This window comes from Streptomyces sp. NPDC047917 (assembly GCF_043204345.1).
Classification (GTDB): Bacteria; Actinomycetota; Actinomycetes; order Streptomycetales; family Streptomycetaceae; genus Streptomyces; species Streptomyces sanglieri.
Genome location: NZ_JBIDCA010000006.1, coordinates 307,979 through 333,347 on the forward strand (window position 1 = coordinate 307,979; position 25,369 = coordinate 333,347).

The 25,369-nt window shown below is 69.7% G+C and carries 20 protein-coding genes and 1 pseudogene; 8 read left to right on the forward strand and 13 right to left on the reverse strand.

What is annotated here, in order from left to right:
* Nucleotides 1-2: 2 nt before the first annotated feature.
* Nucleotides 3-1,262: an MFS transporter gene (locus ACGF8B_RS16710; RefSeq protein ID WP_392738937.1), complete on the reverse strand. Its 1,260-nt coding sequence runs from the start codon at nt 1,260-1,262 to the stop codon at nt 3-5.
* A gap of 136 nt (nt 1,263-1,398) precedes the next feature.
* Between ACGF8B_RS16710 and ACGF8B_RS16715 the strand changes: the two genes are divergently transcribed.
* Nucleotides 1,399-2,439, forward strand: coding sequence for a LacI family DNA-binding transcriptional regulator (locus tag ACGF8B_RS16715; protein ID WP_392738940.1), 1,041 nt, complete (start codon nt 1,399-1,401; stop codon nt 2,437-2,439).
* A gap of 69 nt (nt 2,440-2,508) precedes the next feature.
* Here the strand turns inward: ACGF8B_RS16715 and prcA are convergent, their stop codons facing one another.
* From prcA to arc, 6 genes and pseudogenes are all read right to left on the reverse strand, one after another.
* The gene (gene prcA / locus ACGF8B_RS16720) at nt 2,509-3,318 is read right to left on the reverse strand and encodes a proteasome subunit alpha (RefSeq protein WP_392738943.1); all 810 of its coding nucleotides are present in this window, start codon (nt 3,316-3,318) and stop codon (nt 2,509-2,511) included.
* A 58-nt stretch (nt 3,319-3,376) separates the two neighbouring features.
* Entirely contained in the window at nt 3,377-4,222 is an 846-nt protein-coding gene (prcB, locus tag ACGF8B_RS16725; protein WP_342286709.1) for a proteasome subunit beta, read from the reverse strand.
* Nucleotides 4,174-4,361: pseudogene (locus ACGF8B_RS16730) on the reverse strand (endonuclease domain-containing protein); the annotation flags it as partial. The gene prcB and the pseudogene ACGF8B_RS16730, both read right to left, overlap by 49 nt.
* 104 nt (nt 4,362-4,465) lie before the next feature.
* The gene (locus ACGF8B_RS16735; RefSeq protein ID WP_124718707.1) at nt 4,466-4,684 is read right to left on the reverse strand and encodes a ubiquitin-like protein Pup; all 219 of its coding nucleotides are present in this window, start codon (nt 4,682-4,684) and stop codon (nt 4,466-4,468) included.
* A 121-nt stretch (nt 4,685-4,805) separates the two neighbouring features.
* Nucleotides 4,806-6,317: a depupylase/deamidase Dop gene (dop, locus tag ACGF8B_RS16740; RefSeq protein WP_342286710.1), complete on the reverse strand. Its 1,512-nt coding sequence runs from the start codon at nt 6,315-6,317 to the stop codon at nt 4,806-4,808.
* A 232-nt stretch (nt 6,318-6,549) separates the two neighbouring features.
* A complete protein-coding gene (gene arc / locus ACGF8B_RS16745) occupies nt 6,550-8,316 on the reverse strand; it encodes a proteasome ATPase (protein ID WP_392738948.1) in 1,767 nt (588 codons plus the stop codon).
* Between the two features lie 241 nt (nt 8,317-8,557).
* Between arc and ACGF8B_RS16750 the strand changes: the two genes are divergently transcribed.
* Nucleotides 8,558-8,869: a ferredoxin gene (locus ACGF8B_RS16750; RefSeq protein WP_392738950.1), complete on the forward strand. Its 312-nt coding sequence runs from the start codon at nt 8,558-8,560 to the stop codon at nt 8,867-8,869.
* 39 nt (nt 8,870-8,908) lie between these two features.
* On the opposite strand, the gene ACGF8B_RS16755 is transcribed toward ACGF8B_RS16750, so the two are convergent.
* The 3 genes from ACGF8B_RS16755 to ACGF8B_RS16765 all read right to left on the reverse strand — a co-directional run bounded on the left by ACGF8B_RS16755 (nt 8,909) and on the right by ACGF8B_RS16765 (nt 11,951).
* Complete coding sequence (locus tag ACGF8B_RS16755) at nt 8,909-9,487, reverse strand: hypothetical protein (RefSeq protein ID WP_392739287.1); 579 nt, start codon at nt 9,485-9,487, stop codon at nt 8,909-8,911.
* 246 nt (nt 9,488-9,733) lie between these two features.
* Nucleotides 9,734-10,639: a tRNA (adenine-N1)-methyltransferase gene (locus ACGF8B_RS16760; protein ID WP_124718703.1), complete on the reverse strand. Its 906-nt coding sequence runs from the start codon at nt 10,637-10,639 to the stop codon at nt 9,734-9,736.
* Between the two features lie 61 nt (nt 10,640-10,700).
* Nucleotides 10,701-11,951 (reverse strand): site-2 protease family protein, encoded by a 1,251-nt coding sequence (locus tag ACGF8B_RS16765; protein ID WP_392738954.1) that lies wholly within the window; start codon nt 11,949-11,951, stop codon nt 10,701-10,703.
* Nucleotides 11,952-12,123: 172 nt separating this feature from the next.
* On the opposite strand from ACGF8B_RS16765, the gene ACGF8B_RS16770 reads away from it, so the two are divergent.
* Both ACGF8B_RS16770 and ACGF8B_RS16775 read left to right on the forward strand, forming a co-directional pair.
* Nucleotides 12,124-12,969: a RecB family exonuclease gene (locus ACGF8B_RS16770; protein ID WP_392739289.1), complete on the forward strand. Its 846-nt coding sequence runs from the start codon at nt 12,124-12,126 to the stop codon at nt 12,967-12,969.
* A 10-nt stretch (nt 12,970-12,979) separates the two neighbouring features.
* Entirely contained in the window at nt 12,980-13,651 is a 672-nt protein-coding gene (locus tag ACGF8B_RS16775) for a response regulator transcription factor (RefSeq protein WP_093541287.1), read from the forward strand.
* Between the two features lie 128 nt (nt 13,652-13,779).
* Here the strand turns inward: ACGF8B_RS16775 and ACGF8B_RS16780 are convergent, their stop codons facing one another.
* From ACGF8B_RS16780 to metH, 3 genes are all read right to left on the reverse strand, one after another.
* Complete coding sequence (locus ACGF8B_RS16780) at nt 13,780-15,381, reverse strand: ABC transporter substrate-binding protein (RefSeq protein WP_392738957.1); 1,602 nt, start codon at nt 15,379-15,381, stop codon at nt 13,780-13,782.
* A 362-nt stretch (nt 15,382-15,743) separates the two neighbouring features.
* Nucleotides 15,744-16,445: an HAD family hydrolase gene (locus ACGF8B_RS16785; protein WP_392738959.1), complete on the reverse strand. Its 702-nt coding sequence runs from the start codon at nt 16,443-16,445 to the stop codon at nt 15,744-15,746.
* Between the two features lie 119 nt (nt 16,446-16,564).
* Nucleotides 16,565-20,077: a methionine synthase gene (metH, locus tag ACGF8B_RS16790; RefSeq protein ID WP_392738962.1), complete on the reverse strand. Its 3,513-nt coding sequence runs from the start codon at nt 20,075-20,077 to the stop codon at nt 16,565-16,567.
* A gap of 239 nt (nt 20,078-20,316) precedes the next feature.
* On the opposite strand from metH, the gene ACGF8B_RS16795 reads away from it, so the two are divergent.
* The 4 genes from ACGF8B_RS16795 (at nt 20,317) to ACGF8B_RS16810 (ending at nt 25,316) form a co-directional block, all read left to right on the forward strand.
* Nucleotides 20,317-21,081 (forward strand): IclR family transcriptional regulator, encoded by a 765-nt coding sequence (locus tag ACGF8B_RS16795; protein WP_392738965.1) that lies wholly within the window; start codon nt 20,317-20,319, stop codon nt 21,079-21,081.
* A gap of 235 nt (nt 21,082-21,316) precedes the next feature.
* Nucleotides 21,317-22,108, forward strand: coding sequence for an MIP/aquaporin family protein (locus ACGF8B_RS16800; RefSeq protein WP_342280757.1), 792 nt, complete (start codon nt 21,317-21,319; stop codon nt 22,106-22,108).
* 56 nt (nt 22,109-22,164) lie between these two features.
* The gene (glpK, locus tag ACGF8B_RS16805; protein ID WP_392738969.1) at nt 22,165-23,700 is read left to right on the forward strand and encodes a glycerol kinase GlpK; all 1,536 of its coding nucleotides are present in this window, start codon (nt 22,165-22,167) and stop codon (nt 23,698-23,700) included.
* Between the two features lie 5 nt (nt 23,701-23,705).
* Nucleotides 23,706-25,316 carry an FAD-dependent oxidoreductase gene (locus ACGF8B_RS16810; protein WP_392738971.1) on the forward strand — a complete coding sequence of 537 codons (1,611 nt, stop codon included), beginning with the start codon at nt 23,706-23,708 and terminating at the stop codon, nt 25,314-25,316.
* Nucleotides 25,317-25,369: the final 53 nt, after the last annotated feature.

Sequence of the window (25,369 nt, forward strand, 5' to 3'; positions counted from 1 at the left end):
CATTACGCCTGATGGCCTGAGCTGAAACCGGGTTCGACAGCACCGTTTCGATCATTTTCCGATCCCCGCGCGGAAACGGCCGTACGCCCGGGAACTGCGAGTACCCTTCCCGTCGCCAGCAGGACGAGCAGCGCCGCCACCCCACCGGCCCCCGCGACGGCGAAGCTCCACGAGGTGCCGCCCAGCTCGACGACCGGGCCCGCCACGGCCGTTCCCGCCGCCGCGCCCACCCCGAAGGTCGTCACCAGCCAGGAGAACGCCTCGGTCACGGTGCCCCGCGGGGCGTGCCGGTCGACCACGATGAAGGAGCAGGCGATCGCGGGCGCCAGAAAGACTCCGGCCACTGCCGCCAGTGCGGTCATGGCGACGACCCCGGGGGTCAGCATCAGCGGCAGATAGCCCAGTGCCAGCAGCGCGACGATGACCCGCAGCCGGCGCTCCGGCGCTCCGGCCCACTGCCGGGCCCCGTAGACCGCGCCGCCGGTCAGCGCCCCCAGCCCGAGCGCGGCCATCAGCCAGCCGTACACCGACTCCCGGCCGTGGTCGTCGGCGTAGGCCACACCGGCCACCGTGATCGAGCCCAGCGCGAGTCCGACGAAGAAGAACGAGCCGAGCAGCGCCAGCAGCCCCGGTGAACGCAGTGCGCCCAGCCAGTGCGCCTCGCGGGGTGCGGAGCGCCAGGTCCGTGAGGGCTCGGAGAGGACGACGGAGAGCGCCCCCAGGACCCCCAGCGCGTTGATGACCAGCAGGGCGGCGGCGGGCGACCAGAGGGAGACCAGCACCGTCACCAGCAGCGGGCCGACGGTGAACATGATCTCCTGGGCGACGGCGTCCATGGCGTACGCCCGGTGCACCCGCTCCTCGCCGCCCAGCACGCTCGGCCACAGGGCCCGCAGGCCGCCCTCCAGCGGCGGTGTGAAGACTCCGGCCACCGCCACGGCCGCATAGGCCAGCGGAAGCGATCCCAGGCCCACCAGGGCCAGCAGGGCCATGCCCAGCGCCGACACCACGGCGGACGGGAGCTGGACGCGCGGCTGGCCGTACAGGTCCACGGCGCGGCCCAGCAGCGGCTGGCCGACGGCGGTGGCCAGCCCGTACACGGCCGCGAGCGCGCCGGCGAGGGCGTAGCTGCCCCCCTCGGCCCTGGTGAACAGCACGATCGCGACGGGGGCGGTGCCGTTCGGCAGCCGACCCACCAGGGTTCCCGCCAGCAGGCGCGCGGCATGCCGCGCCCGGAGGATGTCCAGATATCCCGCGGCCATGTCCAGTCGCCCCTCTCCCTCGGAGGCGCTTCCGCCGCCCTGAGGTTTTACGTATAACGTCGAAGCTCATACGTACCATGTGCCCAGTCCGCAGGTCCACCTCACGGCGCCTGCCCCGACCGGCCCGGAGGCCCGAGTGACCAGCGCACCACAGCCCGCCCCGACCCGGCCCACCAGCCGCGATGTCGCGCGGGCCGCAGGCGTCTCGCAGGCCACCGTCTCCCTGGTGCTCGGCGGCAAATGGCCGGGCCGGGTCTCCGAGGCCACCGCCGAACGCGTCCGGCAGGCCGCCCACGGCCTCGGCTACCGGCCCAATCTCGCCGCCCGCAGTCTGCGCCTGGGCAGCACCAGGACCGCGCTGCTGGTCGTCCCGGCGCTGACCAACGAGTTCTTCGCGCGGGTCTACACCGGCGCCGCCGAGGTCGCCGCCGAACACGGTTTCGGCGTCGTGCTCTACCCGTCCCCCGAAGGCACCGGCCCGGCCCGGGACCCGTTCGCGTCGGCGAGCGCCTCCCTGGACGGCGTCATCGCCTCCTCCATGGCCGCCGGGGCGCTCGACGCGCTGCGCGGCGCGGGACTGCCGCTGGTCATGCTCGACAGCGACCCGGCGGACACCGGTGTCGCGGCCCGCGTCAATCTGGACATCGCCGACGGGATGCGGCAGGTAGTGGAGCATCTCCTGGCCCTCGGCCACCGCAGCTTCGTCCACCTGGCCTCGGCGGTGGACTCCTGGACCTTCGCGGTGCGCGGCCGGGCGCTGCACGAGACCCTGCGCCGGGTGCCCGGCACCTCCGTGCGGACCGTCACGGCGGCGCTGGACGTCCACGCGGGCCGCATCGCTGCGGAGCGCGCCCTCGCCGCCCCGGACGCCCGGCCCACCGCCCTGGTCTGCGACGACGACATCCTCGCCGCCGGAGCCTGCAAGGCGGCCCGCAGGCTGGGCCTGCGGGTGCCCGGCGACCTGTCCGTCACCGGGTTCGACGATCTGGCCCTGGCCACGGCCGTCGAGCCGGAGCTCACCACCGTGCGGCTGCCCGCCGAGCAGGTCGGGAAGCGCGGCATGGGCGCCCTGCTGGCGGTCCTGGACGACCGGCCGGCCGAGACCGGCAGCCTCCCCGTGCGCCTGGTGGCCCGGGGTTCCTCGGCGCCCCCGCCCGCGGACGCCCCCCGGGCATGACCGTGCCCCGGCCCGCCGGGAGGGGCGGACCGGGGCACGGCCGACAGCGGTGGAAGGTCGTTCGGCGGACTACTCCACGTCACCGCCGGAGTCGCTGGACTGGGTCTGGTCCGCCGCGGCGGACCCGTTGTCCTCGCCCTCCTCGGTGTCGGACGGGGCGTCCGTCGGCGCGGAGCCGCCGTCCGCCTCCAGCAGCCGCGCGAGCTGCCTGCCGACGATCCGCTTGAACTTCCGCTGCTGGGGCCGTGTACGGTCCAGCACCGCGACCTCCAGCCGCTCGGCGGGGATCTCCCGCTCGCTGCCGTTGGGATCGCGCGACAGCGCCTGCACCGCCAGCTTGAGCGCCTCGGCGAGCGTCATCCCGTCGCGGTGCCGCTGGTCCAGGAAGGTGCTGATCTGCTCGGCGTTGCCGCCGACCGCCACCGAGCCGTGCTCGTCGACGATCGAGCCGTCGTGCGGCAGCCGGTAGATCTGGTCGCCGTCCGGGTCGGTGCCCACCTCCGCGACCACCAGCTCCACCTCGTACGGCTTCTCGGCCGCACTGGAGAAGATGTTGCCGAGCGTCTGCGCGTACACGTTGGCCAGCCCACGGGCCGTCACATCGTCACGGTCGTAGGTGTATCCGCGCAGATCGGCGTAGCGCACTCCGCCGATGCGGAGATTCTCGTACTCGTTGTACTTGCCGGCGGCGGCGAAGCCGATCCGGTCGTAGATCTCGCTGAACTTGTGCAGCGCGCGGGACGGGTTCTCGCCGACGAACACAATGCCGTCGGCGTACTGCAGCACAACCAGGCTGCGACCACGGGCGATGCCCTTCCGGGCGTATTCCGCCCGGTCGGCCATGGCCTGCTGAGGTGAGACATAGAACGGCGTCGACACCGGTTATCCGTCCCTTTCTGTCAGTGACGAGAGCATCGGAGAAGCAGCGGAACGGGGGTCAGAGCAGCGCGGCGCGCGGGCCGTCGGGCTGTTCCAGCCGGCGTTCCAGGACCGAGCGGGCGATCTCGGAGGACTCCGCCTCGTCCAGCTTCCGGAAGCCTTCGTCGGTGATGACCGTGACGATCGGATAGATCCGCCGGGCCACATCGGGGCCGCCGGTCGCCGAGTCGTCGTCCGCGGCGTCGTACAGCGCCTGTACGACCAGGGTGAGGGCCTCCTGCTCCGTCAGCTCCCCGTGGTAGAGCTTCTTCATCGAGCTCCGGGCGAAGACCGACCCGGAACCGGTGGCCGCGTACCCGTGCTCCTCGGAGCGGCCGCCGGTGACGTCGTACGAGAAGATCCGGCCCTTCTCGCGGTCCACGTCGAAGCCGGCGAACAGCGGCACGACGGCGAGGCCCTGCATGGCCATCGCCAGGTTGCTGCGGATCATGGTGGAGAGGCGGTTCGCCTTGCCCTCCAGGGAGAGCTGGGCGCCCTCGACCTTCTCGAAGTGCTCCAGCTCCAGCTGGAAGAGCTTGACCATCTCCACGGCCAGTCCGGCCGTGCCGGCGATGCCCACCGCCGAGTACTCGTCGGCCGGGAACACCTTCTCGATGTCGCGCTGGGCGATCACATTGCCCATGGTCGCGCGCCGGTCACCGGCCAGCACCACACCGCCGGCGAACGTCACCGCGACGATCGTCGTCCCGTGCGGCGCCTCGACGGCCCCCTGCAGGGGCGGCAGGTTGCGGTTGCCCGGGAGCATGCCGGGCGACTGGTCGGACAGGAAATCCATGAACGAAGAGGATCCCGGCGTCAGGAAGGCAGCTGGTAGACGCCCGGTGCTACGAGTGTTGGCTTCCACGCGTTTCCCTCCAGGTAAGCGACGGCCCTGAGCAAGGCGTCAGGATCGTCTCCCAACTTGCCGATGGCCGAATTGCAGTTGATGCGGTTACGCCACGGACCCTACCCGTCCCGTGGCGGTGATCCACATGATCCGCGGGGACAGCCGCACGGCTCGCGGTGCCGTTTGCACCCGCGCGGTACGGGCCGACCCGGCCCGTACCGCGCGCACCGCACTCCACTCCCCCGCGTTCACACCCGTGAACTACTGGCCACCCTTTTGCACGAATGACCTGACGAAATCTTCGGCGTTCTCTTCGAGCACATCATCGATCTCGTCCAGAACCGAGTCGACGTCGTCGCTCAGCTTCTCCTGGCGGTCCTTGAGGTCCTCGGAGACCTGCGCGTCCTGCGCCTGCTCCTCGACCTCCTCGGTGGAACGCGTCGCCTTCTGCTGTCCGCCGCCGGTGTCCTTGGTCGCCATCTAGCTCACCCCGCTCGGTTCGAAGCACTTGATCAGACCCTACCCACGGGCTACGACATCGGCCCGGTACTTTCTCTCAACGTCCGGGGGTCATCCCGATGATTCCCCGATCCCGGCCCTTTCAGCCGCCCGACAGGAACTGGACCAGCTCCTCCGCCGTGCGGCAGCGGTCCAGCAGCTCCTTGACGTGATTACGGGTGCCGCGCAGCGGTTCCAGGGTGGGTACCCGCTGCAATGAGTCGTGACCCGGCAGATCGAAGATGACCGAGTCCCAGGAGGCCGCGGCCACGTCGTCGGCGTACTGCTCCAGGCAGCGGCCGCGGAAATAGGCCCTGGTGTCCTCCGGAGGCCCCGTACGGGCCTGCTCGACCTCGTTCTCGTCCAGGAGCCGCTTCATCTTCCCGCGGGCCGCCAGACGGTTGTACAGGCCCTTCTCGGCCCGTACGTCGGCGTACTGGAGGTCCACCAGGTGCAGGCGCGCCGCGTCCCAGTCCAGGCTGTCGCGGCGGCGGTAGCCCTCCATGAGCTCCCGCTTGGCGATCCAGTCGAGCTCGCCGGACAGGCTCATCGGATCGTTCTCCAGCCGGTTGAGGGTGTCCTCCCAGCGGATCAGCACGTCCTTGGTCTGCTCGTCGGCGTCCGCCCCGTACCGTTCCTCGACGTACTTGCGGCCCAGCTCGAAGTACTCCATCTGCAGTTGTACCGCGGTGAGCGTACGGCCGCTGCGCAGCGTGATGAGGTGCTTCAGGGACGGGTCGTGGGAGACGTGGTGCAGGGTGCGCACCGGCTGGTCGACCGCGAGATCGACGTTGATGAAGCCGTCCTCGATCATCGAGAGGACCAGGGCGGTGGTACCGAGCTTGAGGTAGGTGGAGATCTCCGAGAGGTTCGCGTCCCCGATGATCACGTGGAGCCGGCGGTACTTCTCCGCGTCGGAGTGGGGTTCGTCCCGGGTGTTGATGATGGGGCGCTTGAGCGTGGTCTCCAGCCCGACCTCGACCTCGAAGTAATCGGCGCGCTGACTGATCTGGAAGCCGTGCTCGTGGCCGTCCTGGCCGATTCCCACCCGTCCCGCTCCGGTGACCACCTGGCGGGAGACGAAGAACGGGGTCAGGTGGCGCACGATGTCGGAGAACGGGGTCTCCCGCTTCATCAGGTAGTTCTCGTGCGTGCCGTACGAGGCGCCCTTGTTGTCGGTGTTGTTCTTGTAGAGGTGGATCGGCTGGGCGCCGGGGAGCTGGGCCGCGCGCTCGGCCGCCTCGGCCATGATGCGTTCGCCGGCCTTGTCCCAGAGGACCGCGTCCCTCGGATTGGTGACTTCCGGGGAGCTGTACTCCGGGTGTGCGTGGTCGACGTAGAGGCGGGCCCCATTGGTGAGGATCACATTGGCGAGGCCGATGTCCTCGTCGGTGAGCTGGCTGGAGTCCGCGGTCTCGCGGGCGAGGTCGAAACCTCGCGCGTCCCGCAGCGGGTTCTCCTCCTCGAAGTCCCAGCGGGCGCGGCGCGCCCGGTGCATCGCCGCTGCGTAGGCGTTGACGATCTGGGACGAGGTGAGCATGGCATTGGCGTTGGGGTGGCCGGGGACGGAGATCCCGTACTCCGTCTCGATGCCCATTACTCGCCGTACGGTCATGCGGCCCTCCTTGCCCGGCGGCGCTCCCATGAGGGGCGGCGCTCCAGTACCGCTGCTTGTCGGTGCGCGTGCACTGCCCGTCCACGCACTGCGCGACGGGCGGTACGCAAGAGCCTAGAGCGCCTCTGTGCTGGTGGGGAGATCAATTGCGTCATTGCTGCGGTGTCGCGCGATCGGGACCGAAAGCAACCGGCTGCGGATGCCCGGCGGGCATCCGCAGCCTGTCCGCGTTCTACAGGTACTGCCCGGTGTTCGCCACCGTGTCGATGGAGCGGCCGGTGTCCGCGCCCTGCTTTCCGGTGACGAGCGTGCGGATGAAGACGATCCGCTCGCCCTTCTTGCCGGAGATCCTGGCCCAGTCGTCCGGGTTGGTGGTGTTCGGCAGGTCCTCGTTCTCCTTGAACTCGTCCACGCATGCCTGGAGGAGGTGGGAGACGCGAAGGCCTTTCTGCCCCTGGTCGAGGAAGGCCTTGATGGCCATCTTCTTGGCCCGGTCGACGATGTTCTGGATCATCGCGCCGGAGTTGAAGTCCTTGAAGTACAGGACTTCCTTGTCGCCGTTGGCGTACGTGACCTCCAGGAAGCGGTTCTCCTCGGACTCGGTGTACATCCGCTCGACGACCGACTGGATCATGGCGTGCGCGGCGGCGTCCTTGGAGCCGGTGTGCTCCGCGAGGTCGTCGGCGTGCAGCGGCAGCGAAGGCGTGAGGTACTTCGCGAAGATGTCCTTCGCGGCCTCCGCGTCCGGGCGCTCGATCTTGATCTTCACATCGAGGCGTCCGGGCCGCAGAATCGCGGGGTCGATCATGTCCTCGCGGTTGGAGGCGCCGATGACGATGACGTTCTCCAGGCCCTCCACGCCGTCGATCTCGGCGAGCAGCTGGGGGACGATCGTGTTCTCCACGTCCGAGCTGACGCCGGATCCACGGGTACGGAAGAGGGACTCCATCTCGTCGAAGAAGACGATGACGGGGGTGCCCTCACTGGCCTTCTCACGGGCACGCTGGAAGACCAGGCGGATGTGCCGCTCGGTCTCGCCGACGTACTTGTTGAGGAGCTCCGGGCCCTTGATGTTGAGGAAGTAGCTCTTGCCCGTCGGCTGGCCGGTGACCTCGGCGACCTTCTTGGCAAGGGAGTTGGCGACCGCCTTGGCGATGAGTGTCTTGCCGCAGCCGGGCGGACCGTAGAGCAGGATGCCCTTCGGCGGACGCAGTTCGTGTTCCTTGAAGAGGTCGGGGTGGAGGTAGGGGAGTTCGACCGCGTCCCGGATCAGTTCGATCTGGTCGCCCAGGCCGCCGATCTTGTCGTAGTCGATGTCCGGTACCTCTTCGAGGACGAGCTCCTCGACCTCGCTCTTGGGGACCACTTCGTAGACGTAGCCGGACCTGGGTTCGAGCAGCAGGGCGTCGCCGGGGCGGATGGTGATGTCCAGCAGCGGCTCGGCGAGCCTCACCACCCGTTCCTCGTCGGTGTGCCCGATGACCAGGGCCCGCTCGCCGTCCTCAAGGATTTCCTTGAGGGTGACGATGTCCCCGGCCCGCTCGAATTCCATGGCGTCGACCACATTGAGCGCTTCGTTGAGCATGACTTCCTGGCCGCGCCGGAGGTCTTCGAGCTCGACGCTGGGGCTGACGTTCACCCGGAGCTTTCGGCCTCCGGTGAAGATGTCACAGGTGCCGTCCTCATTGCCCTGAAGAAACACACCGAAACCGGCCGGCGGCTGTGCGAGCCGGTCGACTTCTTCCTTGAGGGCCACGATCTGGTCGCGGGCCTCGCGCAGTGTGTTGGCGAGCCGCTCATTCTGTGCGGACACGCCTGCCAGGTTGGTCTGCAACTCGACGATCCGCTCTTCGAGAATCCTCGTATGGCGCGGAGAGTCGGCGAGCTTACGTCGCAGGACGGCGATTTCCTGCTCAAGATAGGCGACCTGGCCGGCTGGGTCTTCGGACCCCCGCCCGGGCCGGATGCCGCGGTTGATGTCGTCGTCGTGGGCTGCCACGGTCCTCACCTCCTCCAAGGGGAGCTGGACGCTTCCTGACCCTACCTGGGTGGGTGATGATTGAAACCCCTAGATCACAAAGACTGCGGGGCGTGTCCGATCTTCACCCTTGCGTTCCCCCTCGTGTCAGGGGAATACCCACCCTTCAACATCGGAAAGCGGCCGGTTGTATCGTCGAACCGTTCAACACCCGTCAGGGCTGGCTTCTTTTGGTTCGGATACGCAGGGAACGGCAGGAGAAATGACCGTGCAGCAGGACGCTTCCAACGGCGGCGACGCGCAGGACCTGGAGGTCTGGATCGACCAGGACCTCTGCACGGGAGACGGCATCTGCGTCCAGTACGCACCCGAGGTCTTCGAGCTGGACATCGATGGTCTGGCCTATGTGAAGAGCTCCGACGACGAGCTGCTGCAGGACCCGGGCGCCACGACGCCCGTCCCGCTGCCGCTCCTCCAGGACGTGGTCGATTCGGCCAAGGAGTGCCCGGGCGACTGCATCCATGTCCGGCGCGTCTCGGACAGCGTCGAGGTGTACGGCCCCGAGGCCGCCTGATCCGGCGGCCGCGGAGCCCCGGTCACTCGGGGTAACCGGTCAGGCGCTGCTCGGGGCGGCCCGGGTGGCGCGGACGAACGCGCCGCCCCGCCACTGCCAGGTGACCCGCTCCTGCTGGTCGGGGCAGCAGCGCGGCACCGAGTCGGAGGAGTAGCCGAGCAGCGTGGCCGAAATGATTCCGTCACGCACCGCGAAATCGCCGATGCTCATCGCCTGAGCGGGGTCCACCAGGGTCGCCACGACCCGCGGTGCGGCCCCGCTTCCGCGTGTGAGGACGTAGACGCCGCTGGGCGGGGTACCGGAGCCGGCCGCGCAGTGGACCACCGCGACGGTCTCGGGGCGGCCGTCACCGTCGAGGTCGCCGGTGGCCTGCTTGGCCACCGTGCTCTCCACTCCGCCGCACTCCAGGGGGAAGTCCGCCCGCGCCGGATCGGGGGCGGTGACGGCCGTGCTGCCGCGCTGCGCCGTAGTGCGGTGGGGGGTGGAGGCGGAGGCCGCGGGGTCCGGCTGGAGCAGCCCGGCGACCGCGACGACGGCGGCCATGGCAGCCGCGGTGGCGAGCCAGTGCAGCGGCCCGGAGTCGGTGTGCGCGAGGTCCGGGAGCTCGGAGGTCTGCACGCGGGATGTCTCCTGTGGTTCCTGTGGATCGAGGACGCCCGGGTGGGCGGAGCCACCGGTGGGACTGCCGCGGCGGCGTGGGGTGGCCAGCATCGTGCCACACCTCACAGAACAGCGGAACGGTGGGGTCGGCACGGAATACGGGTCGCCGAGGACGGTGTCCTCGTAGCGGCAACGAAAGGGCGCCGCCGCCGAGTTCCCGGGTCGGTCCGGGAACTCGGCGGCGGCGCCGGTGCGTTGCGCGGGTCAGCCGCGGGAGGAGCCGCTCTGGCTGCCGGGACCGTCGTAGTCCTCGCCGTAGGCGCCCTTGGCGGGGCGGCGGCGGCGCAGCGGGGCCTCCACACCGTCGGCCAGGCGGCGCGCGGTGACGAGGAAGCCGGTGTGGCCGATCATGCGGTGGTCCGGGCGGACGGCCAGACCCTCGACGTGCCAGTTGCGGATCATCGATTCCCAGGGCTGCGGCTCGGCGAAGCAGCCGATCTCACGGATGGACTCCACGGTCCGCGCGAGCTGGGTGGTGGTGGCGACGTAGGCGCAGAGGATGCCGCCGGGCACCAGCGCCTTGGAGACGGCCTCCAGGCACTCCCAGGGGGCGAGCATGTCGAGGACGACACGGTCGACGTCGGTGTCCGAGAGGTTGTCCTGGAGGTCGCCGACGGTGAGCTGCCAGGCCGGGTGCGGTTCGCCGAAGTAGCGTTCCACGTTCTGCTGGGCGATCTCGGCGAAGTCCTCGCGGCGCTCGTAGGAGTGCAGCATGCCCTGGTCGCCGATGGCGCGCAGCAGGAAGGTGGAGAGCGAGCCGGAGCCGACGCCGGCCTCCACGACGCGGGCGCCGGGGAAGATGTCGGCGAAGGCCAGGATCTGCCCCGCGTCCTTGGGGTAGACCACGGCGGCGCCGCGGGGCATGGACAGGACGTAGTCGGGGAGCAGGGGGCGCAGCGCGAGATAGGCGACGTTCCCCGTGGTTCGGACAACACTGCCCTCGGGAGCACCGATCAGCTCGTCGTGCGGGAAAGAACCCTTGTGGGTGTGGAAGTTCTTTCCGGCTTCGAGCGTGAAGGTGTAGTGGCGTCCCTTGGGATCGGTGAGCTGGACCTGGTCCCCGACCTTGAAGGGCCCGCGTCGGCGGGCGGCACCGGTCGGTTCAGACATGTGACCAGCGTACCGGTGATTCCCCGGGCTCCGACCGCGAGCCCGGGGCGGGGCCCGGCGGTCAGGCGGCGGGCCTGGCCAGGGCGGCGACGAACGCGCGCTCGACGTCGGCGGTGGAGAGGACGCCGTAGATCTCGCCGGTCTCCTCCAGGACGAGGTACTCGGTGGCCGGGCTGGCCTTGAGCCGGTCCAGGAGCGCCTCACCGGCCAGCTCGGCGGAGACCTTCATTCCGTCGGTGAGGTCCTGGGCGAGGCCGCTGACGGCGACCCAGGGGCGACGGTGTTCCGGCACGGCGACGATGGCCGTCTCGCGGACGATGCCCTTCGGTTCGCCGTGGCCGTCGACGACGACGAGGGCGCGGGCGCCCGCCTCGTTGGCCCGGCGCAGCGCCTCGGAGAGCGGGGTGGCGGACTCCACCGGGACGGCGCGCCGGGTGAGGGTGCGGGCGCGCAGCTCGGGAAGGTGTTCGCGCAGGCGGGCCATGCGCAGGCTGTTGCCCGCTCCGGTCCAGATGATCGCGGCGAGGATGGCGGCGAGCAGCGCGTCGGTGATGGTGTCCATGCCGCTGAGCTCACCGGGGTCGTTGCCGAAGGTCCCGGTGTGGGTGAGCAGCGGCAGGCCGACCAGGGTGATGACGGCGAGGGCGCGGCCGACCCAGGCGGCGGCGACGGTGCCGCTCATCGGGCGTCCGGTGATCTTCCAGACGACCGCGCGGAGCATCCGTCCGCCGTCCAGCGGGAGGCCCGGCAGGAGGTTGAAGGCGGCCACCAGGAGGTTGGAGATCATCAGCCCGGCGAGCAGGACACCGGGCACGGTGCCGGGCGCGACGAACATCATCCCGATGTAGAAGACGCCCGCGAGCACCAGGGAGAGCAGCGGTCCGACGAAGGCGAGCAGGAACTCGCGGCCCGGGGTCTCGGACTCCTTCTCGATCTCGGAGACGCCTCCGAAGAACTGGAGCTGGATGCGGCGCACCGGCAGCTTGTAGCGCAGCGCCACGACGGTGTGGGCGAGTTCGTGGACGAGCACGGAGGCGTAGAAGGCGATCGCGAAGAAGAGGGAGACCAGGTAGCGCGCCGTGCCCAGCTCGGGCAGCACCCGGTCGAGCTGGCCGCCGAAGACCCAGGTGATCAGTGCGGCCACGAGGAACCAGCTGGGCGCGACGTACACCGGCACGCCGAACGGGCGGCCCATGAGAAGGCCGCCTCCGGGCTCTTCGGGGCGCTGCGGCTCGCCCTTGCCGGGGCCGGTTCCGGGGGTCGTGCCCCCTGCACCGGGCTGCGGCCGCCCGCTGTCGCCGCTCTCGTCCACGAGGTCCCTTCGGTCGGTGCCCTACGGCACGATCATGCAGTGTTCGAGGCTGTTGTGGTCGATGGTATGCCGACTGCTGTCAGTGGCGGGCCGTAGGGTCTTCGACATGACCTCCCTGCCGCGGCCCGCTCAGCCGCCTTCGTCCCTGTCGCCGTCGCGGGCGAGCGATTTCATGCAGTGTCCGCTGCTGTACCGCTTCCGGGTCATCGACAAGCTGCCGGAGAAGCCCAGCGAGGCGGCTACCCGGGGCACGCTCGTCCATGCGGTGCTGGAGCGCCTCTTCGACAATCCCGCGGTGGAGCGCACGACGGGCCGGGCCACGGCGCTGATCCCCGCCCAGTGGGACCGCCTGCTGGAGGCCAGGCCGGAGCTGTCGGAGCTGTTCGCCGAGGATGCCGGGGGCGAGCGGCTGGCGCGCTGGCTCTCGGAGGCGGAGAGCCTGGTGGAGCGGTGGTTCTCGCTGGAGGATCCGACGCGTCTGGAGCCCGCCGAGCGGGAGCTCTTCGTCGAGACGGAGCTGGAGTCGGGGCTGCGGCTGCGCGGGGTGATCGACCGGATCGACGTGGCGCCGACGGGCGAGGTCCGGATCGTCGACTACAAGACGGGGAAGGCACCGCGCCCGGAGTACGCGGAGGGCGCGCTCTTCCAGATGAAGTTCTACGCCCTGGTGATCTGGCGGCTGAAGGGTGTGGTGCCGCGCCGGCTCCAGCTCGTCTATCTCGGCAGCGGGGACATCCTGACGTACGACCCGGTGGTGGCGGACCTGGAGCGGGTGGAGCGCAAGCTGCTGGCGCTGTGGGACGCGATCCGGCTGGCCACCGAGACGGGCGAGTGGCGGCCCCGGCCGACGAAGCTCTGCGGCTGGTGCGACCACCGGTCGGTCTGTCCCGAATTCGGTGGCACTCCCCCGGTCTATCCATTGACGGCCCGCCCGGCCGAGGCGGAGCAGGATGTGCAGGGCAGAATGGATCCGGTCCATGCTGAGGCCGGCCGGCCTGTGGCCCTCGAAGGACCTTGAAGGAGACCCTGTGGCTATCCGCGTCCTACTGGTCGACGACCAGCCCCTGCTGCGTACCGGCTTCCGGATGATTCTGGAGGCGGAGGGCGATCTCGCGGTGGTGGGTGAGGCCGGGGACGGCCTCCAGGCTCTCGACCAGGTGCGGGCGTTGCAGCCCGATGTGGTGCTGATGGACATCCGCATGCCGCGGATGGACGGCGTCGAGGCGACGCGCCAGATCACCGGACCGGGCCGCGACGGCCCCGCGAAGGTGCTGGTGCTGACCACGTTCGATCTCGACGAGTACGTGGTGGAGGCGCTGCGCGCCGGCGCCAGCGGCTTCCTGCTGAAGGACGCTCCGGCCAATGAGCTGGTGCAGGCCATCCGGGTGGTCGCGGCGGGCGAGGCGATGCTCGCCCCGAGCATCACCCGCAGGCTCCTCGACAAGTACGCGGACCATCTGCCGTCCGGCGAGGAGCCGGTGCCCGACACCCTGCACACGCTGACCGACCGTGAGGTCGAGGTGCTGAAGCTGGTGGCACGCGGCCTGTCCAACGCGGAGATCGCCGCGGATCTGTTCGTCAGCGAGACGACGGTCAAGACGCATGTCGGCCATGTGCTGACCAAGCTCGGGCTGCGCGATCGCGTGCAGGCCGCGGTGTACGCGTACGAGAGCGGTCTGGTCCGTCCCGGCGCCCAGTGAGCGGAGCGGGAAGGGCGGCGTCGGCGTCCGTGGACCGGGGCGGCAGGCCGCGCCCGCTGCCCCGGCGTCTGCGGCCCCGGGGCGACGGCCGTGCCTGCGCCCCGGAGCGGCCGAGGTGACGCCCGTCCTCAGACGCGGCCGTCGCCCAGCTCCCAGAGCTGGAGTTCCGCGGAGGAGTTGACCGCCCACTCGACGCCGGTGAGGTCCTCGCGGGAGGCGACGTACTGCTTGCCCTGCCAGATCGGTAGCACCGGGACGTCGTCGGCGACGATGTCCTGGAGCTGCTGGAAGGCCTTGGCCGAGGCGCTGCGGTCGGTCTCGCGGCGGGACTGCGGAATGAGCGTCTTCTGGGCCCGCACCGACCTGTAGGGCGAGTTGAGGAAGTTGTTCCTGTCCAGGAACGGCGCCGTGAAGTTGTCGGGGTCCGGGAAGTCGGGGAACCAGCCCATGCCGTACACGGCGTAGTCGCCGCGCAGCTGTGCCGGGCGGTACTTCGCCCAGGGGGTTCCCTCGACGCTGATCTCGAACAGTCCGGTGTCGTCGAACTGCTTCTTCAGCGTTCCGAACTCGGCGGCGGTGCCGGCGCCGACGCGGTCGGTCGGGTAGTGCAGCGTGAGTTTCACCGGGGTGTCGACACCCGCGTCGTTCAGGATCGCCGCGGCCTTCGTGGTGCTGGGTTCGTTGTACTTGTTGTAGAACGCGTTGGCGTGCGCGGTGATGCCGGACGGGATCAGCGAGTACAGCGGCTCGGCCGTCGTGCCGTACACCTTGCTCGCGATCTCGCCGCGGTCGACGACCTGGGCCATGGCCTGACGGACGGCCTTCTTCTTCACCGCCGGGTCGTTGGTGTTGAAGCCCAGGAAATGGATGGCGAGGCCGGGCATCTCGGTGAGCTTGATGCCGTCCTCGGGCTCTACCAGCATCTGCTGGGACTGCTCGGGCGACATGGTGCGGGCCATCATGTCGATCTTCCGGTCGTCGAGAGCCTTTCCCATGGCCTTCGGGTCAAGAAAGACGTCCAGCTCGACCTTCTCGTTCCGTACCTTCAGATCCCCCTTGTAGTGGGGGTTCCTGGTGAAGAGGACCTTGACGATCTGATCGTGCTCGACTTCCGGCTTCATGGTGTACGGGCCGGATCCGTTCACCTGGAATCCGGTGCGCGCGGACTTCGCCTCGTACTGGCTCCGCGGCACGATCCCGGCGACCGGGGTGGCGAGCTTGTAGGGAAACGTGGCGTCCGGTGCGCGCAGGTGGAAGACGACCTCCCGCTCGCCCTGTGTCTCGACCGTGTCTATGTTGTCGAGCAGGGCGACGGGCCCGTTGGCGGCATCGATGCGGATGACGCGGTCGATGGAGTACTTCACGTCCTCGGCGGTGAGTGCCTTGCCGTCGGCGAACTTCAGACCGCCGCGCAGCTTGCAGCGGTAGCTCTCGTTCTGCGTGTCCGTGAAGGTGCAGCTCTCCGCGGCCTCCGGCACCGGCTCGCCGCCGCCGCGCGGCACGTGCACCAGGGTCTGCACGGTCTGCCGGAGCACGTTCCACACGCCGGCTTCGTAGCCGATGGCGGGATCGAGCGGTGCGGGGTTGTCCTTCGAGGCGACGAACTTGTCCGTGGTGCCGACAACGATGGCGGCGTTGCCATCGCTCCCGTCGCCCGACGCGCCGCAGGCGGCGAGTACGGGCGCGAGCAGGCCGACGACGGCCGGCAGCACCAGAGTCTTGCGGTTCATCTTGGACGCTCTCCCTCATCCGGGCATTGAGAAAGCGAGATTAGTAGGCATCGTCGGCAATGCCGGACCGGGTAACTGCCGGTGTAATCGGATGGTGATGGGAATTAGCGGCGAGCCGCTTTCCCGCCCCGGGCATGTTTCGCGAATATCCGGATGAACCAGGACAATCAAATACCCCAAAACGGGCGGCCCACTGGGACCCGAAAACCCTCCGGGCCGTTTCCGGGTGACAAAGCTCACGCTCCGGGGTGTTCGAATCCTTTAATCGATCACCGGCTCACCCACGCACGAACGACAGAAAATGCACCATCCGCCGCCGAGAGCTTTTCCATTCATTCACAGGAATACTCTCGGTATGCGGATCAATGGTTTCCGGTGACCAGGCCCCGGAGAAAAGCGAGATCGACCTCTTCGAGGGATCGTACGACCACCCGGCCGGACGCGGGGGCGATCGGGGCGACGGACGGTACGGCGACCACCCGGCAGCCCGCCGCCTCCGCGGCCGCGACACCGGTCGCGGTGTCCTCGATGACCGCGCAGCGCTCGGGGTCCGCGCCGAAACCGGATGCGGCGGTCAGATACGGCTCCGGATGCGGCTTGGTACGGGCGACCTCGTCGCCCGCGACGGTGAGGGCGAAGTGGTGGCGTCCCACCGAGTCCAGCACCCGGTCGATGATCCGCCGGTGCGAGGCGGAGACCAGGGCCGTCGGGATCTCGTGCCTGACCAGCTCGGCCAGCAGCCGGGCCGCGCCCGGCATCAGCGGCACACCGCGGCCGATGCGCTTCTCGAAGCGGTCGTTGAGCAGCACGGTCAGCTCGTCGAGGGCGATGTCCGCACCGGTGACATCGATGAGGTAGCCGGCGCTGCGGGTCATCGGCCCGCCGACCACCACATCCCGCCAGGCTTCGTCGAGCTGGTGCCCGAGCTCGGCGAACACCTCCACCTCGGCGTCCCACCAGAACCCCTCGGTGTCGACGAGGGTGCCGTCCATGTCGAGGAGGACGGCCTGGAGCGCGGCGCCTTCGGCCGTGCGGGTCAATGACGCGGGGACCGTGCTGGTCATCCGGCACACCTTCCGTAGGGACGAGAAGGCCGGCCGCCATTTCCCGTGGGAAGGGCGACCGGCCTGCACTGGACCGACAAGTGTACGACTTGTCCTGCTACCGCGCGTTGAACATCGTCTTACCGCGCGTTGAAGTACTTCGCCTCCGGGTGATGGATGACGATCGCGTCGGTGGACTGCTCCGGATGCAGCTGGAACTCCTCCGAGAGATGCACCCCGATCCGCTCGGGCTGGAGCAGCTCGGCGATCTTCGCCCGGTCCTCCAGGTCGGGGCAGGCACCGTAGCCGAGGGAGAAGCGCGCTCCCCGGTACTTCAGCGCGAACATGTCCTCGACGTCCGAGGGGTCCTCGGCTCCGAAGCCCAGCTCACCGCGGACCCGGGCGTGCCAGTACTCGGCGAGGGCCTCGGCCAGCTGTACGGACAGGCCGTGCAGCTCCAGGTAGTCGCGGTAGGAGTTGGCCTCGAAGAGCTTGGCGGTCTCGCCGCCGATCTTCGAGCCGACGGTGACGACCTGGAGGCCGATCACGTCCGTCTCGCCCGACTCCTCGGGACGGAAGAAGTCCGCGAGGCAGAGGCGGCGGCCGCGACGCTGGCGCGGGAAGGTGAAGCGGGTCCGCTCGGAGCCGTCCTCGTGGAGCAGGATCAGGTCGTCGCCCTTGGACACGCACGGGAAGTAGCCGTAGACCACGGCCGCTTCCAGGAGGTTCTCGGTGTGGAGCTTGTCGAGCCAGCCGCGCAGGTGCGGGCGGCCCTCGGTCTCCACCAGCTCCTCGTACGTCGGTCCGTCGCCGGCGCGGGCCTGCTTGAGTCCCCACTGGCCCTTGAAGAGGGCGCCCTCGTCGAGCCAGGAGGCGTACTCCTTGAGCTGGATGCCCTTGATGACACGGGTGCCCCAGAAGGGGGGCTCGGGCACCGGGTTGTCGACCGCGACGTCGGAGCGGACGCCCTCCTGCGGCTCGTCGACCTCCAGTACCGCCGTGTCCCGCTTGGGCACCCGGCGCTGCTTCAGCTCGGGCAGCACCGCGCCCGGGACACCGCGCTTGACCGCGATCAGCGCGTCCATCAGCCGCAGCCCCTCGAAGGCGTCGCGGGCGTAGCGGACCTCGCCCTCGTAGATCTCGTGGAGGTCCTGCTCGACGTAGGCCCGGGTGAGGGCCGCGCCGCCGAGGATGACGGGGAAGTCGGCGGCCAGCTTGCGCTGGTTCAGCTCCTCCAGGTTCTCCTTCATGATCACGGTGGACTTCACCAGGAGGCCGGACATGCCGATGACGTCGGCCCGGTGCTCCTCGGCGGCCTCCAGGATCGCGGAGACGGGCTGCTTGATGCCGAGGTTGACGACGTTGTAGCCGTTGTTGGACAGGATGATGTCGACGAGGTTCTTGCCGATGTCGTGGACGTCGCCGCGGACGGTGGCCAGGACGATGGTGCCCTTGCCCTCGGCGTCGGACTTCTCCATGTGCGGTTCGAGGTACGCCACGGCGGTCTTCATGACCTCGGCGGACTGGAGGACGAAGGGCAGCTGCATCTGGCCGGAGCCGAAGAGCTCGCCGACGACCTTCATGCCCTCCAGGAGGGTGTTGTTCACGATGTCCAGCGCGGGCGTGTCGGTGAGCGCCTCGTCGAGGTCGGCCTCCAGGCCGTTCTTCTCGCCGTCGATGATGCGGCGCTGGAGCCGCTCGTCGAGCGGCAGGGCCAGCAGCTCCTCGGCCTTGCCCGCCTTCATCGACTTGGTGCTGACGCCCTCGAACAGCTCCATGAGCCTCTGGAGCGGGTCGTAGCCCTCGGCGCGCCGGTCGTGGATGAGGTCGAGGGCGACCTTGACCTGCTCCTCCTCCAGTCGGGCGATCGGCAGGATCTTGGAGGCGTGCACGATGGCGGAGTCGAGTCCGGCCTTGACGCACTCGTCGAGGAAGACGGAGTTCAGCACGACGCGGGCGGCCGGGTTGAGGCCGAAGGAGATGTTGGACAGGCCCAGCGTGGTCTGCACATCGGGGTGGCGATTCTTCAGCTCGCGGATCGCCCCGATGGTGGCGATGCCGTCGCCGCGGGACTCCTCCTGGCCGGTGCAGATGGTGAAGGTCAGGGTGTCGATGAGGATGTCGGACTCGTGGATGCCCCAGTTGCCGGTCAGGTCCTCGATGAGCCGCTCGGCGATGGCGACCTTGTGCTCGACGGTCCGGGCCTGGCCCTCCTCGTCGATGGTCAGCGCGATCAGCGCGGCGCCGTGCTCGGCGGCCAGCGCGGTCACCTTGGCGAACCGGGACTCGGGACCGTCGCCGTCCTCGTAGTTGACCGAGTTCAGGACGGCGCGGCCGCCCAGCTTCTCCAGACCGGCCCGCAGGACGGGCAGCTCCGTCGAGTCCAGCACGATCGGCAGGGTGGACGCGGTGGCGAACCGGCCGGCCAGCTCCTCCATGTCGGCGACACCGTCGCGGCCCACGTAGTCGACGCAGAGGTCGAGCATGTGGGCGCCCTCGCGGATCTGGTCGCGGGCCATCTCCACGCAGTCGTCCCAGCGGGCTTCGAGCATGGCCTCGCGGAACTTCTTCGACCCGTTGGCGTTCGTGCGTTCGCCGATCGCCAGGTACGAGGTGTCCTGGCGGAACGGGACGGTCTGGTAGAGGGAGGCGGCGCCCGGCTCGGGGTGCGGAGTGCGGGGGGTGACGGCCACGCCCCGGACCCGCTCGACGACCTGGCGCAGGTGCTCCGGGGTCGTGCCGCAGCAGCCGCCGACCAGCGAGAGGCCGTACTCCCGTACGAAGGTCTCCTGCGCTTCGGCGAGCTCGGCCGGGGACAGCGGGTAGTGCGCGCCGTCCTTGCCGAGGACGGGGAGGCCGGCGTTGGGCATGCAGGAGAGCGGGATGCGGGAGTGCCGGGCGAGGTAGCGCAGGTGCTCGCTCATCTCGGCGGGGCCGGTGGCGCAGTTCAGGCCGATGAGGTCGATGCCGAGGGGTTCCAGGGCGGTGAGTGCCGCGCCGATCTCGGAGCCGAGCAGCATGGTGCCGGTCGTCTCGACGGTCACGGAGCAGATCACCGGGAGGTTGGCCCCGGTGGCCTCCAGCGCTCGGCGGGCGCCGATGACGGAGGCCTTGGTCTGGAGCAGGTCCTGGGTGGTCTCGATCAGCAGGGCGTCGGCGCCACCGGCGATCATGCCCTCGGCGTTCTGCTGGTAGGCGTCGCGGAGCTTGGTGTACGGGGCGTGGCCCAGCGTCGGCAGCTTCGTGCCCGGTCCCATCGAGCCGAGCACCCAGCGCTGCTGCCTGGTGGAGGCGGTGAACTCGTCCGCGACCTCGCGGGCGATGCGCGCGCCGGACTCGGAGAGCTCGAAGACCCGCTCGGGAATGTCGTACTCGCCCAGGGCCGCCAGGTTGGCGCCGAAGGTGTTCGTCTCGACGCAGTCCACGCCGACGGCGAAGTACTCCTGGTGCACCGAGCGCACGATGTCGGGGCGGGTGACGTTCAGGATCTCGTTGCAGCCTTCGAGGTTCTCGAAGTCCTCAAGGGTCGGGTCCTGTGCCTGGAGCATGGTGCCCATGGCACCGTCGGCCACCACGACACGGGTGGCGAGCGCCTCGCGGAGGGCTTCGGCTCGGTTCCGGCTGTCGGCGGAAGGGGTCGGCGACGAGGCCATGGATGTACTCCCTGGGATGCGACGGCTGTCGGCTTTGCGTCTCCGGTGGAAGGCGCACCAGGCCAGCCTAGCCGGGCGGCGGCCGGGGCCGTCACTCCGTCCCACGGAACGGACTGCATGCTGTGCGGGGGATGTCCCGATCGCAGTGGTGTCGCGGTTTTTGGCGCGCAGTCGAGCACGGGTCGGCATCGACCGATAGTGTTCAGCATTGTCGAACCAAGGTGGAGGAGTACGGCGCGATGGCCAAGAACATCCAGTCGCTGGAGCGGGCGGCGGCGATGCTGCGTCTGCTGGCAGGTGGCGAACGTCGGCTGGGGCTCTCCGACATCGCCTCTTCACTGGGCCTGGCCAAGGGCACCGCGCACGGCATCCTGCGCACGCTCCAGCACGAGGGCTTCGTGGAGCAGGACACCGCGTCCGGCCGCTACCAGCTGGGCGCCGAGCTGCTGCGCCTGGGCAACAGCTATCTGGACGTCCACGAGCTGCGGGCCCGCGCGCTCGTGTGGACCGACGACCTGGCCCGCTCCAGCGGCGAGAGCGCCCATCTGGGCGTGCTGCACCAGCAGGGCGTCCTGATCGTCCACCACGTCTTCCGCCCCGACGACAGCCGGCAGGTCCTGGAGGTCGGCGCCATGCAGCCACTGCACTCCACGGCCCTGGGCAAGGTGCTCTCGGCGTACGACCCGGTGGCGCACACCGAGGCGATGGAGGCCGAGCGGCAGCCCTTCACACCGCGCACCGTCACCGACCCGGAGGAGTTCGAGGCGATGCTCGACCTGACCCGGGCGCGCGGCTGGGCGGCCGATGTGGAGGAGACCTGGGAGGGCGTGGCCGCGGTGGCCGCCCCGATCCACGACCGGCGGCGGATGCCGGTCGGCGCGGTGGCCGTGACCGGTGCGGTGGAGCGGGTCTGCGCGGACGGGGAACTGCGCCCCGAGCTGATCGCGGCGGTACGCGACTGCGCCCGGGCGGTCTCCAGGGACCTGGGCGCCGGGCGCTTCTGACCGCTGCGGCGGCGCACCACCCGGTAACGATCGAGTTATAGGCCACACAACCCTTGACGCCCGATTCACCTGGGGGAAGCATTGCCGTTCACCGGTCGGCATTGTCGAACACCAAACGGAAACTCGCGTTAGGGTGTGACAGCGTCAAGGGCCGGAAACGCCCTCCCACGAGGGCGCGGACCACCGGAGGGACCCGGGGTTCGGCTTCCCTGGACGAAGGACAAAGGAGTCGCGGGTGTCCAGCTCCGACATCTTCATCGGCGAGACCATAGGTACCGCCGTGCTCATCCTGCTCGGCGGCGGTGTCTGTGCCGCCGTCACTCTCAAGCGCTCCAAGGCGCAGAACGCCGGCTGGCTGGCCATCACCTTCGGGTGGGGTTTCGCGGTGCTGACCGGCGCGTATCTGGCCGGTGGCGTTTCCGGCGCGCACCTCAACCCGGCGGTCACGATCGGTCTCGCGATCGAGGGCGGCACCAAGTGGAGCGACGTTCCGCTCTACCTCGTGTCCCAGCTGTTCGGCGCGATGATCGGCGCGGTGCTGGTCTGGCTGACGTACTACGGGCAGTTCCGGGCGCACCTCACGGATCCGGAGATCGTGGGCGCCCAGACGGGTGAAGAAGGCATGGTCGACAAGGCCGCCGCACCGAAGGCCGGCCCGGTCCTGGGCATCTTCTCCACCGGCCCGGAGATCCGGCACGCCGTGCAGAACCTGGCCACGGAGATCATCGCCACCGTCGTGCTGGTCCTGGCGATCCTCACCCAGGGCCTCAACAACGAGGGCAACGGTCTGGGCACGCTCGGCGCGCTGGTCACCGCCCTGGTGGTCGTCGGTATCGGCCTCTCGCTCGGCGGCCCGACGGGCTACGCGATCAACCCGGTTCGCGACCTCGGTCCGCGTATCGTGCACGCGCTGCTGCCGTTGCCGAACAAGGGCGGTTCCGACTGGGGCTACGCGTGGATCCCGGTCGCCGGACCGCTCATCGGCGGCGCGATCGCGGGCGGGCTCTACAACGTCGCCTTCGCCTGAGCCGCGGCGCCCAGAGCCGTAACCCTCACGACCACACAGACTTCCGGGAGCACACCGTGACCGACGCACACACCACCGGCCCGTTCATCGCGGCCATCGACCAGGGCACCACCTCCAGCCGCTGCATCGTCTTCGACAAGGACGGCCGGATCGTCTCCGTCGACCAGAAGGAACACGAGCAGATCTTCCCGAAGCCGGGCTGGGTCGAGCACAACGCGACCGAGATCTGGGAGAACGTCCAGGAGGTCGTGGCCGGAGCCATCGTCAAGGCGGGCATCACCGCCGCCGACGTGAAGGCGATCGGCATCACCAACCAGCGCGAGACCACGCTGCTCTGGGACAAGAACACCGGTGAGCCGGTCCACAACGCCCTCGTCTGGCAGGACACCCGGACGGACACGCTCTGCAAGGAGCTCGGCCGCAACGTCGGGCAGGACCGTTTCCGCCGCGAGACCGGTCTGCCGCTCGCCTCGTACTTCGCCGGTCCCAAGGTCCGCTGGCTGCTCGACAACGTCGAGGGGCTGCGCGAGCGCGCCGAGCGCGGCGACATCCTCTTCGGCACCATGGACTCCTGGGTCATCTGGAACCTGACCGGCGGCACCGACGGCGGCGTCCACGTCACCGACGTCACCAACGCCTCGCGCACCCTCCTGATGAACCTGCACGAGATGCAGTGGGACGAGCGGATCCTCCAGTCGATGGAGATCCCGGCCACGGTGCTCCCCGAGATCCGTTCCTCCGCCGAGGTGTACGGCAACGCCAAGGGCGGCGTGCTCGACGGCGTTCCCGTGGCATCCGCGCTCGGCGACCAGCAGGCGGCGCTCTTCGGCCAGACCTGCTTCTCCGAGGGCGAGGCCAAGTCCACGTACGGCACCGGCACCTTCATGCTGATGAACACCGGTGAGAAGCCCGTCAACTCGTACAACGGGCTGCTGACGACCGTCGGGTACCGGATCGGCGACCAGAAGCCGGTCTACGCCCTGGAGGGCTCCATCGCCGTCACCGGTTCGCTGGTGCAGTGGATGCGCGACCAGATGGGCCTGATCAAGTCCGCGGCCGAGATCGAGACCCTGGCCTCCTCGGTCGAGGACAACGGCGGCGCGTACTTCGTGCCCGCGTTCTCCGGTCTGTTCGCCCCCTACTGGCGCTCCGACGCCCGCGGTGTCATCGCCGGTCTGACCAGGTACGTCACCAAGGCGCACATCGCCCGTGCCGTCCTGGAGGCCACCGCCTGGCAGACCCGCGAGATCACCGACGCCATGACCAAGGACTCGGGGGTCGAGCTGACCGCCCTCAAGGTCGACGGCGGCATGACCTCCAACAACCTGCTGATGCAGACGCTCGCCGACTTCCTGGACGCACCCGTGGTGCGGCCGATGGTCGCCGAGACGACCTGCCTCGGCGCCGCCTACGCCGCCGGTCTCGCCGTCGGCTTCTGGCCGGACACCGACGCGCTGCGCGCCAACTGGCGCCGGGCCGCCGAGTGGACCCCCCGCATGGACGCGGACACCCGCGACCGCGAGTACAAGAGCTGGCTCAAGGCCGTAGAGCGCGCCATGGGCTGGCTCGACGAAGACACTGCCGAGGAGTAATCGACATGACCACCCTGCAGAGCGTCCCGGCCCTCGGGACGCACCCGGCCTCCGGCTCCCTCCCGAGCCGCGCCGAGACTCGGGAGCAGCTGTCCAAGGCTGCGTACGACCTCCTGGTGATCGGTGGCGGCATCCTGGGCATCTCCACCGCCTGGCACGCCGCGCAGTCCGGGCTGCGGGTGGCCCTGGTGGACGCCGGCGACTTCGCCGGCGCCACCTCCTCCGCCTCCTCCAAGCTGCTCCACGGCGGTCTGCGCTACCTGCAGACCGGCGCGGTGAAGCTGGTGGCGGAGAACCACTTCGAGCGCCGTGCGGTGTCCCGCCAGGTGGCCCCCCACCTGGCCAATCCGCTCACCTTCTACCTGCCGGTCTACAAGGGCGGCCCGCACGGCGCCGCCAAGCTCGGCGCGGGGGTGTTCGCCTACTCGGCGCTCTCCGCGTTCGGTGACGGCGTCGGGCACGTCATCAGCCCGGCGAAGGCGCAGCGCGATGTGCCGGAGCTGCGTACGGACAACCTGAAGGCCGTCGCGGTCTACGGCGACGACCAGATGAACGACGCCCGGATGGCGCTGATGACGGTGCGCGCGGCCGTCGACGCGGGTGCGGTCGTCCTCAACCACGCGGCGGTGACCGGGCTGCGGTTCACCAGGGGCCGGGTGACCGGCGCCGACCTCGAAGACCGCCTGGACGGCACGGAGTTCGGCGTCAACGCCCGTCTGGTGCTGAACGCCACCGGGCCGTGGGTGGACCACCTGCGCAGGATGGAGAACCCGGACGCGGCGCCTTCCATACGCCTGTCCAAGGGCGCGCACCTCGTCCTGAGGCGCACCCGTCCGTGGAAGGCCGCGCTGGCCACCCCGATCGACAAGTACCGCATCACGTTCGCCCTGCCGTGGGAGGACATGCTGCTGCTCGGCACGACGGACGAGGTGTACGAGGGCGATCCCGCGGACGTCGCGGTCAACGAGAAGGACACCGCGCAGATCCTCGACGAGGCCGCGTTCTCCATCCGGGACCAGCAGCTCTCGCGCGATCTGATCACGTACTCCTTCGCCGGTCTGCGGGTGCTGCCGGGCGGCCCCGGCGACACCTCCAAGGCCAAGCGCGAAACGGTCGTGACGGAGGGCCGGGGCGGGATGCTCTCGGTCGCGGGCGGCAAGTGGACGACGTTCCGCCACATCGGCCGTACGGTGATGAACAAGCTGGCCGCACTCCCCGGGCACCCGCTCGCACAGGACATGGAGCCGATCTCGCACCTGCCGAAGAAGCTCCCGCTGCCCGGCATCGCCAACCCGAACGCGGTGGCGCACCGGCTGCTGATCGACGGCACCGCGCCGGGCCCCCGGATGTCGGCCGACACCGCCCGGCACCTCGCCACGCACTACGGTTCGCTCTCCTTCGACATCGCCCGGATGGCGAACGAGAACCCGGCGCTGGCCGAGCGCATCCACCCGGACGCGCCGGAGATCTGGGCGCAGGTTGCCTACGCCCGTGACCACGAGTGGGCCGAGACGGCCGACGACGTGCTGCGCCGCCGGACGACGCTGACGATCCGGGGCCTGGCGACGGACGAGATCCGGGCCGGCGTCGAGTCCGTGCTCGGCGACCGGGGCTGACCGGACGGGCGTACGGGAAGGGGCGTACGGGAAGGGGCGGCTCCCGCGGGAGC